Below are 15571 nucleotides of genomic sequence, written 5' to 3' on the forward strand. Positions count from 1 at the left end.
CTTCACAAACCACGTCTATCTATAGATAGATATCATAAAAAAACGGCATCCCAACTGTATGCCGCTTCTCAAAATAGGTTCTAAATAACAAATTTAGAGGCTCTCATTAACTCGCTCACGCAACTCTTTGCCTGGTTTAAAATGAGGTACAAACTTTCCGTCTAATACCACTTTATCACCAGTTTTAGGGTTACGTCCCACCCGAGGCTCACGATAGTGCAAAGAGAAACTACCAAATCCGCGAATTTCAATTCGCTCTCCGCTCTCCAAAGTTGATGCCATGTGTTCAAGAATATCTTTCACTGCATCTTCAATTTCTTTAGCAGATAGGTGCGTTTGCTCAGCACAGAGTCTTTCTATCAATTCAGACTTAGTCATAGTTTCCCTCATTACTTGCTTATCAAAGTAGGCACTAACCGAAAAAAAAGGAGCCTTTCGGCTCCTTCTAGCGAGTTAGATTATTCGCCTTTAGCAGCCTTGAATGCATCTGCCATAGCATTACCGAACGCACCTTCATCAGTTTTGTTCAGAGTAGCCATTGCTTCTTGCTCATCAGCTTCATCTTTAGCTTTGATAGATAGGTTGATTACGCGGTTCTTACGGTCTACACCAGTAAATTTCGCTTCAACGCTATCACCAACGCTTAGGATTAGAGACGCATCTTCAATACGGTCACGCGATACTTCAGAAGCACGGATGTAACCTTCAACGCCGTCTACAAGTTCAATTGTAGCACCTTTCGCGTCAACTGCAGTAACAGTACCGTTAACTAGAGTACCTTTTTTGTTATCTGCAACGTATGCATTGAACGGGTCGTTTTCCATTTGCTTAACACCAAGAGAAATACGCTCACGCTCTGCGTCTACTGCTAGAACAACTGCAGAGATTTCATCGCCTTTCTTGTAATCACGTACCGCTTCTTCTCCTGCAACGTTCCAAGAGATATCAGATAGGTGAACAAGACCGTCGATGCCGCCGTCTAGACCGATAAAGATACCGAAGTCAGTGATAGACTTGATCTTACCAGTAACTTTGTCGCCTTTAGCTTGTGCTTCAGCGAATGACTGCCATGGGTTAGCTTTACACTGTTTCAGACCTAGAGAGATACGACGACGCTCTTCGTCGATATCAAGAACCATAACCTCAACTTCGTCGCCAACATTAACAACTTTAGATGGGTGGATGTTCTTGTTAGTCCAATCCATTTCAGAAACGTGTACTAGACCTTCAACGCCTTCTTCGATTTCAACGAAGCAGCCGTAGTCAGTTAGGTTCGTTACACGACCAGATAGTTTGTGACCTTCTGGGTAACGCTTAGCGATTGCTACCCATGGATCTTCGCCTAGTTGCTTAAGACCTAGTGATACGCGAGTACGCTCACGATCGAACTTAAGAACTTTAACTAGGATTTCGTCACCAACGTTAACGATTTCTGATGGGTGCTTAACGCGTTTCCATGCCATATCTGTGATATGTAGAAGACCGTCAACACCACCAAGATCAACGAATGCACCGTAGTCAGTAAGGTTCTTAACGATACCTTTAACTTCAGTTCCTTCTTGTAGAGTTTCAAGAAGTTCGTCACGCTCAACGCTGCTTTCTGATTCGATAACAGCACGACGAGAAACAACAACGTTGTTACGCTTCTGGTCTAGCTTGATAACTTTGAACTCTAGCTCTTTGTTTTCTAGGTGAGCAGTGTCACGGATAGGACGTACGTCTACTAGAGAGCCTGGAAGGAAAGCACGGATACCGTTTAGTTCAACAGTGAAACCGCCTTTAACTTTACCGTTGATGATACCAACAACAGTTTCAGCTTCTTCGTAAGCTTTCTCAAGAACGATCCAAGCTTCGTGACGCTTAGCTTTCTCACGAGAAAGTTGAGTTTCACCGAAACCATCTTCAACAGCGTCAAGAGCTACGTCTACTTCAGAACCAACTTCAACTTCAAGTTCGCCAGCAGCGTTCTTGAATTGTTCAGCAGGGATAGCAGACTCAGACTTAAGACCAGCATCTACAAGAACGAAACCGTTCTCGATAGCTACTACAGTACCTTTAACGATAGTACCTTGTTGAAATTCAGTTTCGTTTAAAAACTCTTCAAAGAGTTGAGCAAAAGATTCAGTCATTTATTTAATCTTCAATAATTAAACTTCCATGGGTATCCTACCGCATGGGGTTATTAAATTCGCCAGTCATCATCCTTGCGACCAACGCTCTTACCTAACAGAACTATTCTGCTAGCTTAGATTCGGTATATTGTAATGCTTTTTCTACAACTTCGTCGATAGACATTGAAGTTGAATCAAGCAATAGCGCATCCTCAGCAGGTCGTAATGGAGCCACTGGGCGGTTACGATCTCGATCGTCACGCTCTTGGATTTCGCTTAAAAGGGCGTCAAATTTAACATCTAGGCCCTTGAGTTGCAACTGCTTAAAGCGGCGCTGAGCACGCTCTTGCGCACTCGCGTCTAAGAATATCTTTACTTCAGCTTGTGGGAATACAACGGTCCCCATATCACGCCCATCAGCAACTAGGCCTTGCTCTTTGGCAAAAGCACGCTGACGGCGCAGTAACGCTTCACGCACTCGAGGTAAAGCCGCTACTTTTGATGCTGCCATGCCGGTTTCTTCTTTGCGTAGCTCTTTAGATACGTCTTCACCTTCCAAGATAACTTTCACTAAGTCACCTTCCGCCAAAAACTGAACATCCAAATGCGTTGCTAAAGGCACGAGAGCATCTTCTGATTCTGTGTCAACTCCGTGGTGAATAGCGGCGAGTGCAAGCACACGGTATATTGCCCCAGAATCTAATAAATGAAAGCCTAATTTTTTAGCCAACAACATACAAAGTGTGCCTTTACCAGCACCACTTGGTCCATCAACGGTTATAACCGGTGTATGAGAGGACATGATTTACTCCAATTCGTTTTAGTGCGACACATTGCTCGCTTTTGTCGGCGACAAATTATAGTGCTTATCCAGTAAAGGTGCTAGGAAGGAATGTTGATGTGTCTGAAATAGTGCAATAAAAAGTAGTGAAGAGGAGCTCTTCATATAGCCCCTCATTATTAATTTATGCCAAACTATAATAAAATTCTGTCTTCATTTTTTTGAACGATGGCATTACCGATTCCTTTTACTTGACTCAGTTGTTCCTTCGTTTTAAACGCTCCATTTTGCTCTCGATAGTCGACTATCGCTTGTGCTTTTTTTAAACCAACACCTTTTAATAAATCAGCGAGCTCTTGGGCGGATGCTTGGTTTATATTGACGGTAATTTCTATACCTTGATAAGTGTCTGCAACTTCTTCGGATGCAAAGGTAGGTGTAAGTGGCAGTAATAAGCTTAAAACGAGTAACCATAGTTTCGATTTCATCTGAGTATCTCCTTGTTGTCAGTTCAGTCACCTCTATACTAACGACTTAAAAAACACATTCAGATGCATAAAGCCAAAAATTAAAATGGGCTACATCTGCAGCCCATTTTGAGTTTCATATCAGTTACATTGCTAGTAACTATTGGCTCACAACATAGTACTCAATATCCGTATTCTTACGTAAGATACTTAGCATTCCCGCAAGGTCTTGTTGGCTACCCATTCGTTCTAGCTGAGCACCAATTTGATCGTTGTACTCTGGTGTAACTTTTGACTCAACTTTATCAAGCTCAATAATGACGACATCACCATTTGCCGCTTTTGCTTGCCCGTAAATCACGCTATCCGTTACTGGTTTAGGTAATGAGAAAACGGTATTAGCAAGTGGTGAACTGCGATCAATCATTTCTGCCTCACCAAATTCCAGAGCGTTCTGTTCGAGCAGAGATCGATCTCCATTTTGTAGTGAAGCGACGAGTTTTTCGCCCAACTCCGTTGCCTGTTGCTCACCTTTCACTTTTGAAAGTTGAGTAACCACTTGTTCTTTAACCTCAGATAACGGCAGTACCATTTGCTCACGAGCATCGTTAACACGAACCACAATAACGTGCTCAGGCGCAACTTCTATCACCTCAGAATTTAGGCCATCCTCTTTTACTTCTGGGCTTAAAATCGCTTGTAGCACCGCTGGTGTCAACAACAATTCTGGCGCATCTTGTTGTGAAATAAAGTCAGTAGTTTGGATGGTTGCAGAAATCGCTTTAGCGGCATCATCTAAAGAATCTGGAAATTCAAACGCTACTTTTTCTAATTCACTTTGGAGTTCATAGAATTTATCGACCGCTTTTTGATCTTTTAGCTCTGTTTTAATTTCAGAAGCAACTTGCTCATAAGGTTGGGCAACCGAGTCTTTCACTTCATCTAAACGAATGATGTGGTAACCAAATTCAGATTTAACTAAACCTGTTACATCTCCGACATTTTGAAGTGCGAATGCTGCTTCTTCAAAAGCAGGATCCATCACATCACGTTCAATCCAGCCTAGGGATCCCCCCTCTTCTGCGCTACCAATATCTTCAGATTTCTCTTTTGCTAACGTCGCAAAATCCGCACCTGCATTGAGTTCATCAAGTATTGCTTGCGCTTTGGCTTCATCGTCACCTTGTACCAGAATATGACTCACTTTACGTTGAGCTTGTGTTGAGTACTTATCCAGATGCTCTTGGTAATACTTTTTCGCCTGCTCTTCAGAAACGGCCATTTGCTCTTTCAACTGTTCAGCCGAAAGTTCTATATACGCAACTTTCACCTGTTCAGGTCGAGTGTAACGATCTGGATTCTGTTGGTAATATTGTTCAATGTCTTCTTCTGTTAATTCTACTCCTTTAGCAAACTCATCAAGAGATAGCGTTAACGAACGAATATTACGTGTTTGAGAGATAAGTTGACTTTGCTCATCAATTTCACCAGGAAGAATAAACTCACTGCCTTGAATAGCGCTCAATAGTTGGTTACGAACCAAGTCACGACGTAGATATTCAGCAAAACTTTCTGGCGAAAAACCGGCACGACGAAGCGCTGCTTGGTAGATTTCTTGATCAAATTTTCCGTCAACTTGAAACTGAGGCATATCAATAATCATTTGACGAACCTGAGCATCGCTGACTCGTAAACCTAACGACTGAGCATGCTGCTCAAGTAGTAGGTCGTTGATCATACGGTCAAGTACAGATTTACGGAAAGACTCTACATAGCTTGGATCAGCCAACAAATTAGCAAAGTAGTCACCTAATTGGGACTGCATGCGATTGCGCTCATTTTGATATGCTTGCTCAAAGTCTCCACGACCAATCTCAGTATTGCCAACTTTTGCTGCAGCATTGTTGCTACCACTGACTAGGTAACTACCTACACCTGCGAAGATGAATGATAAAATAATCATTCCTAAAATAATTTTCACCGCGATGCTGTTCACGCCTTCGCGTAATCGATCCATCATAATCTAACTGCTCTCCGGATAAGAAGCTTCACACTTCAGCCTAAAAATTTGAATAGCGCGATAATATCAGAAAAAGAAATGCGCATCAGTAGGATGCGCATAATTTCAAAAGGTTCGAATTAATTTTGCCTACCAATGGCAAAAAAAGACGATTTTGATTAGTTACAAGCGTCTTTAAGAGCTTTACCTGCTTTAAATGCAGGAACTTTTGCTTCAGCAATTTGAATTTCTTCACCCGTTTTTGGGTTACGACCTGTGCGTGCGGCACGAGTACGAACACTAAATGTACCAAAGCCAACAAGAGCAACTTGGTCACCAGACTGAAGAGTACCACTTACCGCTTCGATGAATGCATCAAGAGCACGACCTGCAGATGCTTTAGAGATGTCAGCGTTATCTGCGATTTTTTCTACTAATTGTGTTTTATTCACTGTGTTTCCCCTTAGTGTCACCAGTTATAATTTTTTAATGGTGACTTTTCCGTTCCATTAAGTTCCTAAACTAGCTTGAAGCCTTATCGTGTCTGGGCTGCAAGCTATAGTGGGTTACGTTAGCGCCCAAAAAAAACGCTGACAAGCCTTTTTAAGCCTATCAGCGCAATCTTTTACTTATTTTTGCTACACATCACTATTTTTTAGCGTCAAACTCAACCCCTGATGGGTCTCGCTCCAGTGCAACCTTTAAAACCTCATCAATCCATTGAACTGGAATGACTTTTAGATCGGCAATAACGTTGTCAGGAATCTCTTCCAAATCACGCTCGTTATCTTTCGGGATCAGTACCGTGGTAATACCACCGCGATGCGCTGCCAACAGTTTTTCTTTCAAACCACCAATCGGAAGCACTTCACCACGCAAGGTTATTTCCCCTGTCATCGCCACTTCAGCTTTAACTGGGTTCCCCGTGAGGCTTGAAACAAGCGCAGTACACATAGCGATACCAGCACTTGGACCATCTTTCGGTGTCGCACCTTCTGGCACGTGAACGTGAATATCACGTTTTTCGTAAAAATCTGGGTTAATCCCTAATTTCTCAGCACGAGCTCGAACCACAGTCATCGCTGCTTGAATCGACTCTTGCATCACATCACCCAAAGAACCAGTTTGGGTGAGTTTACCCTTACCTGGCATTGATTCAGTTTCAATCGTTAAGAGGTCACCGCCCACTTCAGTCCACGCAAGACCTGTTACTTGACCAATACGATTGCTGTCATCCGCTTTACCGAAGTCACAACGTTGTACACCAAGGAACTCTTTCAAATTCTCTTGATTTACTACAACGGTTTTTATCTCTTTATTCAACAAGATATTTTTAACAGCTTTACGACAGATTTTTGAAATCTCACGCTCTAAACTACGCACGCCGGCTTCGCGAGTATAGTAACGGATGATGCCAATGATTGCTGAATCTTCAATGACGATTTCATGCGCTTTTAAGCCATTACGTTCTATCTGTTTGGTAACCAGGTGACGCTTAGCAATGTTCAGTTTTTCGTCTTCGGTATAACCAGAAAGACGGATCACTTCCATACGGTCAAGAAGTGGTCCCGGAATGTTCATTGAGTTTGACGTGGCAACAAACATAACGTCCGAAAGATCATAATCGACTTCAAGGTAATGATCGTTAAAGGTGCTATTTTGTTCCGGATCAAGTACTTCAAGTAATGCAGATGAAGGATCACCACGCATATCTGAAGACATTTTGTCAATTTCATCCAATAGGAATAGCGGGTTCTTAACACCAACTTTTGCCATTTTTTGGATCAATTTACCTGGTAGTGAACCAATGTAAGTTCGGCGATGACCTCGAATTTCAGCTTCATCACGAACACCACCCAGAGCCATACGCGTGTACTTACGCCCAGTGGCAGCAGCAATAGAGCGACCCAATGAGGTTTTACCGACACCAGGAGGCCCAACAAGGCAAAGGATTGGACCTTTTAACTTGTTGATACGACTTTGTACCGCAAGATACTCTAAAATACGCTCTTTCACTCGTTCTAGACCGTAGTGATCAGAATTGAGGATCTCTTCTGCTTTCGTTAAGTCCTTCTTAACTTTAGAGCGTTTTGTCCACGGGACATTAACCATCCAGTCGATATAGCTACGTACCACTGTCGCTTCAGCAGACATTGGAGACATCATTTTCAATTTCTGAAGCTCTTGCTCTGTCTTCTCTCGCGCTTCTTGCGGCATTTTTGATTCATCAATTTTCTTTTTCAGCGTTTCAAATTCGTCAGGTGCATCATCCATATCACCCAATTCTTTTTGAATCGCTTTCATTTGCTCATTGAGATAATACTCACGCTGAGACTTTTCCATCTGTTTTTTAACGCGGCCACGAATTCGTTTTTCAACCTGTAGTAGGTCAATTTCCGACTCCATCTGCCCCATTAGGAATTCCAGACGCTCGCTGATATCAATAATTTCTAAGACTTTTTGTTTATCAACCAGCTTTAACGGCATGTGCGCAGCAATGGTGTCAGCAAGACGAGCGGCTTCATCGATACCATTCAATGAGGTAAGTACTTCTGGTGGAATTTTCTTATTTAGTTTAATAAAACCATCGAACTGGTTAATAGCACTACGTACTATGACTTCCTGCTCTCTTTCGTCCAGTTCAGGAGTAATAAGATACTGTGCTTCAGCTGAGAAAAAATCACCTTCAACAAAGCGGTCTATTTTCGCTCGTTGCTGACCTTCCACCAATACTTTGACAGTGCCGTCAGGTAGTTTGAGGAGTTGTAAAATGGTAGCAACAGTTCCAACGTCAAATAGATCTTCTATCGTTGGTTCATCAGTTTCTGCTTTTTTCTGTGCCACTAATAGAACTTGTTTGTTGTTGTCCATTGCCGCTTCAAGACATTGGATAGATTTTTCTCTACCAACAAACAAAGGAATAACCATATGAGGATAAACCACCACATCACGTAGAGGCAGTACGGGGATTTCGATACGCTCGGAACGCTCCAAGTTCATATTATTCTCTCTTCCGCTTTAACTTATTACCGAGTATATGGGGGCTAACTAACTGGATTCAATAACAGAATAAAAAAAAGGAGGTATTTGCTACCTCCTTTAAATATTTATCTCTGTGTTTTACTCTGCGCCTGCTGCTTGGCTCTCATTTGCGCTGTAAATTAGCAGCGGTTCAGATTCACCATTGATTACAGATTCATCGATTACCACTTTACTAACATCCGATACAGATGGAAGCTCATACATGGTATCGAGCAAGACACCTTCTAAAATTGAACGTAAACCACGCGCACCAGTCTTGCGATTCATTGCTTTTTTCGCAATCGCTCGCAATGCATCTTCACGGAATTCAAGTTCGACATTCTCTAACTCGAATAGTGCAGCGTATTGCTTAGTCAGTGCGTTTTTAGGCTCGCACAAGATTTGAATCAGCGCTTCTTCATCAAGTTCAGTCAGTGTAGCCGTAACAGGAAGACGGCCAATGAATTCAGGGATTAACCCGTATTTCACCAAATCTTCTGGCTCAACTTGAGTGAACAGCTCGCCAATGGTCTTAGTTTCATCTTTGGAACGAACTTCCGCTCCAAAGCCAATACCTGAACCTTTAGCAACGCGTTGATCAATTACTTTATCTAAACCAGCAAATGCACCACCACAGATAAATAGAATCTTAGATGTGTCTACTTGCAGAAATTCTTGCTGCGGATGCTTACGTCCACCTTGTGGTGGTACAGAAGCAACAGTACCTTCAACCAATTTCAATAGCGCTTGCTGAACCCCTTCACCCGATACATCTCGTGTAATCGATGGGTTTTCAGCTTTACGAGAAATCTTATCGATTTCATCGATGTACACAATACCGCGTTCGGCTTTAGCAACATCGTAATCACACTTCTGAAGTAGTTTTTGGATGATGTTTTCGACATCTTCCCCTACATAACCCGCTTCTGTTAGTGTGGTTGCATCTGCCATCGTGAACGGTACATCTAGGAAACGAGCCAGTGTTTCTGCCAGTAGTGTTTTACCACTACCCGTTGGGCCAATAAGCAAAATATTACTCTTGCCAAGCTCAACCCCTTCACTTGTCGTATCACCGTTACGTAAACGCTTGTAGTGGTTATATACTGCAACTGCAAGCACTTTTTTCGCGTGTTCTTGGCCAATCACATAGTCATCAAGATGTTCACGAATCTTACGTGGCGTAGGTAACGCCTCAGATTCCTTTTTAGGCAGAACATCTTTAATCTCTTCACGGATGATGTCGTTGCATAAATCAACGCATTCATCACAAACGTAAACAGAAGGACCGGCGATCAGCTTGCGAACTTCGTGCTGGCTTTTACCACAGAAAGAGCAGTACAACAGCTTGCTACTACCGCTCTCTTTGCTTTTGTCTGTCATTCGCTAACCTCTTAGCCTTTACTCTTAATGGTTTGAGTGTAACTCAAATTAAGCCAAAATGCGTGAATAATTATGATAACTGTTACTCGCCACGTTTGCTTAAAATCGAATCAACTAAACCGTATTTAACCGCTTGGTCTGCTGACATAAAGTTATCACGGTCAGTATCACGTTCAATCACTTCTAGTGGTTGACCTGTGTGCTCAGCCAATAGTTTGTTGAGTTTTTGTTTGATGGTCAAAATTTCTTGAGCGTGGATCTGAATATCAGAGGCTTGACCTTGGAAACCACCCAACGGTTGGTGGATCATCACTCGTGAATTAGGTAACACAAAACGTTTACCTGGCGCGCCCCCCGCCAATAGAAATGCCCCCATAGAACAAGCTTGACCCATACATACCGTACTCACATTAGGCTTAATGAACTGCATGGTGTCATAAATTGACATCCCTGCGGTTACGCTACCACCTGGGGAGTTAATGTATAAGAAAATATCTTTGTCAGGGTTTTCTGATTCTAAAAACAGCAATTGTGCAACGACAAGATTTGCCATTTGGTCTTCAACTTGACCTGTCAAGAAAATCACTCGTTCTTTAAGCAAGCGGGAATAAATATCGTATGAGCGCTCACCACGGGAAGTCTGCTCAACCACCATGGGTACTAGCGCGTCAATAATTGGCGACATTGCGTTTTTTTCTTGGTAGCTCATATTGTTATGTCCCTAAAATAAATGGCCCGGATGATGGGTATCACGCGGACCATTGTTAGCAGAATAGTTAACGTTAAGTCAACCACCTACGCTACATATTGCTTATTAAGCAGGTTGTTGGTTCATTAGCTCGTTGAAGCTAACGGCTTTCTCAGAAACCTGTGCTTTAGCGATGATCGCGTCGATTGCTTGCTCTTCAAGAGCAACATTGCGCATGTTGTTCATCATTTGCTCGTTTTGAGCATAGTAAGCCATTACTTCAGCAGGATCTTCGTAAGCAGTCGCCATCTCTTCGATTAGCGCTTTTACTTTCTCATCATCCGCTTTTAGCTCTTCAGTTTTGATCACTTCGCCAAGAAGAAGACCAACAACTACACGACGTTTAGCTTGTTCTTCGAACAATTCACGTGGAAGTTGCGCTGCCGCTTCAGGGTTGCCACCAAAACGTTGTGCAGCTTGTTGGCGTAGCACACCGATTTCTTGGTCAATAAGTGCAGAAGGAACGTCAATGTCGTTCTCTTTCACTAGGCCTTCGATCGCTTGCTCTTTGATGCGGTTCTTAACAGCTTGCTTAAGCTCACGCTCCATATTTTTGCGAACTTCAGCTTTAAGCGCTTCAACACCGCCTTCAACAACACCGAATTTAGCAACAAACTCATCGCTTAATTCTGGTAGCTCACGAGTTTCTACTTTGTTGATCTTGATTGCGAATTTCGCCGCTTTACCTTTTAGGTTTTCAGCGTGGTAATCTTCTGGGAAGTTTACGTCGATTTCGAATTCCATGCCTTTAGTTTTGCCAACGATACCGTCTTCAAAACCAGGAATCATGCGACCTGCACCCATTTCTAGTGGGAAGTTTTCAGCTTTACCGCCTTCAAATTCAACACCGTCGATTGAACCAACGAAATCGATAGTTGCGCGAGAACCGTCTTCAACTGCTGCATCAACTTCAACCCACGTAGCTTGTTGCTTACGTAGCGTTTCTAGCATTTCAACAACATCTTCTTCTTTAACTTCAACCGCTGGTTTTTCAACAGTGATGCTTTCTAGACCTTTCAACTCAACTTCTGGGTAAACTTCAAAAGTTGCAGTGAAAACAAGATCTTGACCTTCTTCAGTAGCAACTGGAGCAAAAGTCGGAGCACCTGCTGGGTTGATCTTTTCTTTTACGATTGCTTCGATGAAGTGACGTTGCATTACTTCGCCCATCACGTCTTGACGTACCGCTTTACCGTACATTTGAGCAACCATTTTCATTGGAACTTTGCCTTTACGGAAACCATCGAAACGACGATTTTTCGCGATGTTGCGTAGTTCAGCTGTAACTGCATCTTCAATGTTAGCAGCAGGAACAGTAATATTCAGACGGCGCTCTAGGCCTTCTAGCGTTTCAACAGTAACTTGCATTATTTATAAACCTCAAAACTGGCTCAGTATTTCTGAGCATCATGAGCCGTAAGCTAGGCTATCGCCTGGTGCTTGGCTGCATCCTTGTGTTGTGTTCTATCCGAACACTTCAATTAAAATGAGCGTCGACATCTGAAGCGAAAACACCCAAACATCGGACTAATGAGCGATATCTTTACCAACCTAGGTCAAAAAGGTATCTCCGATTAGTCTCAGGACAGAAAATTTAGACGCGACATTCTACCGACCTGAACCAGTGCTGTCGAGCCAATCACCGCTTGGAGATGATTCAATGCCCTAAATTGCCTATCGAGTGCTAAAAATTCCATCAACATGGAAAAGCACAGTTTTGAAATGGGGACAATAAAGGCTTTTTCAAGGGAATCGAGGCTTTTTTTATCTCAGAAGTGTAAAAAGAGATCTTGCTCCTGTTTTGTGCCGCACTATTGAACTCTTTTTAAACAAAAAAACATCGAAAACCAGTAGACTTATCGTGTTCAGAAATGGATTTTCTTAATCACAACCGCAGCTGCAATAAAAGAGTAACCAAGGATGCTAGCGATTCGCCGTGTCAGTCTAATTTTTGTAATACTGTTCGTGTTGATAACAGCACTGGGTGCTCACCTTACCTGGCAATACAGTTATCAAAACTTATTAATTGAACATCAAGCTCAACTTGATCGTTTCTCTAGCCATATCACGGCTAAACTCGATAAATATGCGCACATACCAAGATTGCTCTCTAAAGATAAGGAGCTAATCGATGCATTAAACAGCCCTAACAATAGTGCCCAGATAGAAATCACTAATCGCTACTTGGAGCAAGTCAATGAAGTCATTCAAGCGGCCGATACGTATCTCATCGATCAATATGGCAATACCATAGCTTCAAGTAACTGGAACCTTGATCGCTCTTTTATCGATCGCAATTTTGCTTGGCGGCCTTATTTTAAAGCGGCTATTACGGGCCAGGAGAGTCAATATTTTGCGCTAGGCTCGACATCTGGCCAACGCGGTTACTATTATTCTTACCCTGTCATCTATGCGGCGGATGTAATAGGTGTAGTGGTGGTTAAAATGGATCTATCGGCCATTGAAGAAAACTGGCAGAGCAAGCAAAGCTACTTTGTAGCAACCGACAGCAACAACATTATTTTTATGTCCAGTAAACCACAATGGCTGTTTAAAAGCGTGGATACGTTGACCGATAGTCAACGATTATTAGTACAAAATAGTCGCCAGTACCTTGAAACTTCGATTCGTTCTCTCGGTTTAGTGGGTGACTTTACCGCTCCAGTTTCTGAATGGCAAAACCCACATCAAGGTTGGTTCAAAGGCGACTTCATTGTCTCTACACGTGCTTTGCCTAATGTTTCGCTCAATATCCGCGTGTTATCGCCGAAGATGAATATTTTTTGGGATAGCTTTGCCTTTGCCCTGATCTCTAGCATGGTATTTGCCATCATCTATTTAGCGCTCCTGCTCATCCATCACCGTCAACTCAAACAGCGCCAGATCGAACACTTGCAATCAGAAGCCAAGCAAAAACTCGAATTTTTAGTGATGGAAAGAACCTCAGAGCTGCACGCAGAAATTGCCGAACGAAGTAAGACTGAAGTAATGCTAAGACAAACTCAAGATGAATTGATCCAAGCCGCTAAGCTTGCGGTATTAGGAGAAATGTCCGCCAGCATTAGCCACGAACTCAATAATCCACTCGCCGCCATTCGAAGTTTTGCCGACAATGGACGCCGCTTTTTGGCAACGGGCAAGCCCGAAAGAACCGATGATAATCTTGCTCGCATTTCTGCGCTAACTGAACGCATGGCAAAAATCAGCGAACAGCTTAAATCGTTTGCGCGCAAAAGTGCAACGGATGAGAAAGTCATTGCACAATTATTACCGATTATTTTATCGACTAAAGAGTTGATGCAGCCTCAATTCAAGTCGCACTTAATTCAGTTTCATAGTGAATTACCCAACCAGCCCATTCTAGTCAGAGTAAACCCTATCCAATTAGAACAAGTATTGATTAACTTACTCACCAATGCCGTTCAAGCTGTTGATGAACAAAAAGAAAAGTGTGTTCACTTAACAACAGAAATCCATCAGGATTACGTTACTATTCATATTGATGATAACGGGCCAGGAATCTCACAAGAAAAAATTGACCACCTTTTTGAACCGTTTTTTACCACTAAAAAAAATGGACTGGGGCTTGGTCTTTCTATCTCACAGCAAATAATACAAAGTATGGATGGCAAGTTGAGCATGACGAAATCAACGCTTTCAGGGGCTCGCTTTTCCGTATCATTGCCACGAATCGCAGAACCACAATAATCACAAGGACACCATATGTGTGATGTGTTTTTTATTGACGATGAAGATGATATCCGTATCGCCATCGAGCAAAGTTTTGAATTAGCCGACATTAGTGCTCGCCTCTTTGCTAGCGCCGAAGAAGCCTTGCTTACCGTAAAAAGCGATGGCCTGCCTCTTGTGGTCGTCACCGATATCTGTTTGCCAGGTCTCACGGGGCAAAACCTACTCAATTCTATTCGCCATCAAGACCCTGATATCCCTGTGATATTAATCACTGGCCACGGCGATATATCGATGGCCGTACAAGCGATGCACGATGGAGCCTACGACTTCATTGAAAAGCCTTTCGCCACTGAACGATTAATGGAAACCGTTCAACGAGCCATAGAAAAGCGCCAGCTAACACTTGAAAATCAACAGTTAAAACGCACTCTCAAAGCTAGCCAAACGTTGGGGCCTCGCATTATCGGTGCTGCTCATAGTATTGAGTCATTACGCGAGACGATTACGCACATTGCTGATACCAATGCAGACATTTTGCTGTTTGGCGAAACAGGGACTGGTAAGGAATTGGTTGCACGTTCCCTGCATGAGCAAAGTTCACGCCGCGAGCAAAATTTTGTTGCCATTAATTGTGGTGCCGTACCTGAAAATTTGATTGAAAGTGAGCTATACGGGCATGAAAAAGGCGCGTTTACTGGCGCAGATACAAAACGTATTGGTAAGTTTGAACACGCGCAAGGTGGAACACTTTTTTTAGACGAAATCGAATCCATGCCGATGCAAGCTCAAATTCGCCTACTTCGTGTGTTGCAAGAAAGAGTCATCGAACGCGTTGGTTCCAATGAGCTGCTTCCTTTAGATATTCGCGTTATCGCTGCCACCAAAATCGACCTAAAACAGGCTGCTGAAGAAGGTACTTTTCGACAAGACCTCTATTACCGACTCAATATTGTTACGCTTGATATTCCACCGCTGCGCGATAGAAAAGAAGACATTCCAGCCTTATTTCACCATTTCCTTTTGGTGGCTGCTGCGCGTTATGGTAAGGCCGCCACCGCACTACCAAAATCAGACATGCAAACATTGATTAGCCATGACTGGCCAGGCAATGTGCGCGAACTGAGAAATGCCGCAGAGCGTTTTGTTCTACTCGGTAAACTCGTTCAATTGGGAACCACCCAACCAGCCATCCAAACAACCAGTAACCTGACAGACCTAGTGGCTGAATTTGAAAAATCGACAATTGAACAAGCGTTAATTGAATGCGGTGGAAGTATAAAAGAGACGATGGAAACGTTGAATGTGGCGCGTAAAACCTTATATGACAAAATGCAGCGCTACGGGTTAGACAAAGACAATTATAAGATTTAA

The 15571-nt window shown here is 42.8% G+C and carries 12 protein-coding genes; 2 read left to right on the plus strand and 10 right to left on the minus strand.

The window, feature by feature from the left end:
- Window positions 1-93 precede the first annotated feature (93 nt).
- The 10 genes from ihfB to tig all read right to left on the minus strand — a co-directional run bounded on the left by ihfB (window position 94) and on the right by tig (window position 11875).
- Window positions 94-390: an integration host factor subunit beta gene (gene ihfB, locus MCT08_RS10460; protein WP_168522718.1), complete on the minus strand. Its 297-nt coding sequence runs from the start codon at window positions 388-390 to the stop codon at window positions 94-96.
- Between the two features lie 68 nt (window positions 391-458).
- Window positions 459-2129, minus strand: a complete 1671-nt coding sequence (rpsA, locus tag MCT08_RS10465; RefSeq protein WP_053310123.1) for a 30S ribosomal protein S1 — start codon at window positions 2127-2129, stop codon at window positions 459-461.
- Window positions 2130-2232: 103 nt separating this feature from the next.
- Window positions 2233-2913, minus strand: a complete 681-nt coding sequence (gene cmk / locus MCT08_RS10470; protein WP_053310124.1) for a (d)CMP kinase — start codon at window positions 2911-2913, stop codon at window positions 2233-2235.
- A gap of 173 nt (window positions 2914-3086) precedes the next feature.
- Complete coding sequence (locus MCT08_RS10475) at window positions 3087-3380, minus strand: ComEA family DNA-binding protein (RefSeq protein ID WP_168522722.1); 294 nt, start codon at window positions 3378-3380, stop codon at window positions 3087-3089.
- Window positions 3381-3519: 139 nt separating this feature from the next.
- Entirely contained in the window at window positions 3520-5379 is a 1860-nt protein-coding gene (gene ppiD / locus MCT08_RS10480; RefSeq protein WP_168522724.1) for a peptidylprolyl isomerase, read from the minus strand.
- 158 nt (window positions 5380-5537) lie between these two features.
- Window positions 5538-5810, minus strand: coding sequence for an HU family DNA-binding protein (locus MCT08_RS10485; protein ID WP_053310127.1), 273 nt, complete (start codon window positions 5808-5810; stop codon window positions 5538-5540).
- 196 nt (window positions 5811-6006) lie between these two features.
- On the minus strand, window positions 6007-8358 hold the full coding sequence (gene lon, locus MCT08_RS10490; protein WP_053310128.1) for an endopeptidase La: 2352 nt from the start codon (window positions 8356-8358) through the stop codon (window positions 6007-6009).
- A gap of 120 nt (window positions 8359-8478) precedes the next feature.
- Window positions 8479-9759 carry an ATP-dependent protease ATP-binding subunit ClpX gene (gene clpX, locus MCT08_RS10495; protein WP_053310129.1) on the minus strand — a complete coding sequence of 427 codons (1281 nt, stop codon included), beginning with the start codon at window positions 9757-9759 and terminating at the stop codon, window positions 8479-8481.
- Window positions 9760-9841: 82 nt separating this feature from the next.
- A complete protein-coding gene (gene clpP / locus MCT08_RS10500) occupies window positions 9842-10468 on the minus strand; it encodes an ATP-dependent Clp endopeptidase proteolytic subunit ClpP (protein WP_053310130.1) in 627 nt (208 codons plus the stop codon).
- 105 nt (window positions 10469-10573) lie between these two features.
- Window positions 10574-11875, minus strand: coding sequence for a trigger factor (gene tig / locus MCT08_RS10505; RefSeq protein ID WP_053310131.1), 1302 nt, complete (start codon window positions 11873-11875; stop codon window positions 10574-10576).
- Between the two features lie 552 nt (window positions 11876-12427).
- On the opposite strand from tig, the gene MCT08_RS10510 reads away from it, so the two are divergent.
- Window positions 12428-14215 carry a sensor histidine kinase gene (locus MCT08_RS10510; RefSeq protein ID WP_172531957.1) on the plus strand — a complete coding sequence of 596 codons (1788 nt, stop codon included), beginning with the start codon at window positions 12428-12430 and terminating at the stop codon, window positions 14213-14215.
- Between the two features lie 15 nt (window positions 14216-14230).
- Complete coding sequence (locus tag MCT08_RS10515) at window positions 14231-15571, plus strand: sigma-54-dependent transcriptional regulator (protein ID WP_274678380.1); 1341 nt, start codon at window positions 14231-14233, stop codon at window positions 15569-15571.

It is taken from the genome of Vibrio aestuarianus (assembly GCF_028858425.1).
GTDB classification, from domain to species: Bacteria; Pseudomonadota; Gammaproteobacteria; order Enterobacterales; family Vibrionaceae; genus Vibrio; species Vibrio aestuarianus.

Bases quoted from the DNA above. Each gene is read 5' to 3' on its own strand.
- MCT08_RS10475 (WP_168522722.1), bottom strand. From the start codon at position 3,380: ATGAAATCGAAACTATGGTTACTCGTTTTAAGCTTATTACTGCCACTT.
- MCT08_RS10515 (WP_274678380.1), top strand. From the start codon at position 14,231: ATGTGTGATGTGTTTTTTATTGACGATGAAGATGATATCCGTATCGCC.
- cmk (WP_053310124.1), bottom strand. From the start codon at position 2,913: ATGTCCTCTCATACACCGGTTATAACCGTTGATGGACCAAGTGGTGCT.
- lon (WP_053310128.1), bottom strand. From the start codon at position 8,358: ATGAACTTGGAGCGTTCCGAGCGTATCGAAATCCCCGTACTGCCTCTA.
- clpP (WP_053310130.1), bottom strand. From the start codon at position 10,468: ATGAGCTACCAAGAAAAAAACGCAATGTCGCCAATTATTGACGCGCTA.
- ihfB (WP_168522718.1), bottom strand. From the start codon at position 390: ATGAGGGAAACTATGACTAAGTCTGAATTGATAGAAAGACTCTGTGCT.
- tig (WP_053310131.1), bottom strand. From the start codon at position 11,875: ATGCAAGTTACTGTTGAAACGCTAGAAGGCCTAGAGCGCCGTCTGAAT.
- MCT08_RS10510 (WP_172531957.1), top strand. From the start codon at position 12,428: ATGCTAGCGATTCGCCGTGTCAGTCTAATTTTTGTAATACTGTTCGTG.
- rpsA (WP_053310123.1), bottom strand. From the start codon at position 2,129: ATGACTGAATCTTTTGCTCAACTCTTTGAAGAGTTTTTAAACGAAACT.
- clpX (WP_053310129.1), bottom strand. From the start codon at position 9,759: ATGACAGACAAAAGCAAAGAGAGCGGTAGTAGCAAGCTGTTGTACTGC.
- ppiD (WP_168522724.1), bottom strand. From the start codon at position 5,379: ATGATGGATCGATTACGCGAAGGCGTGAACAGCATCGCGGTGAAAATT.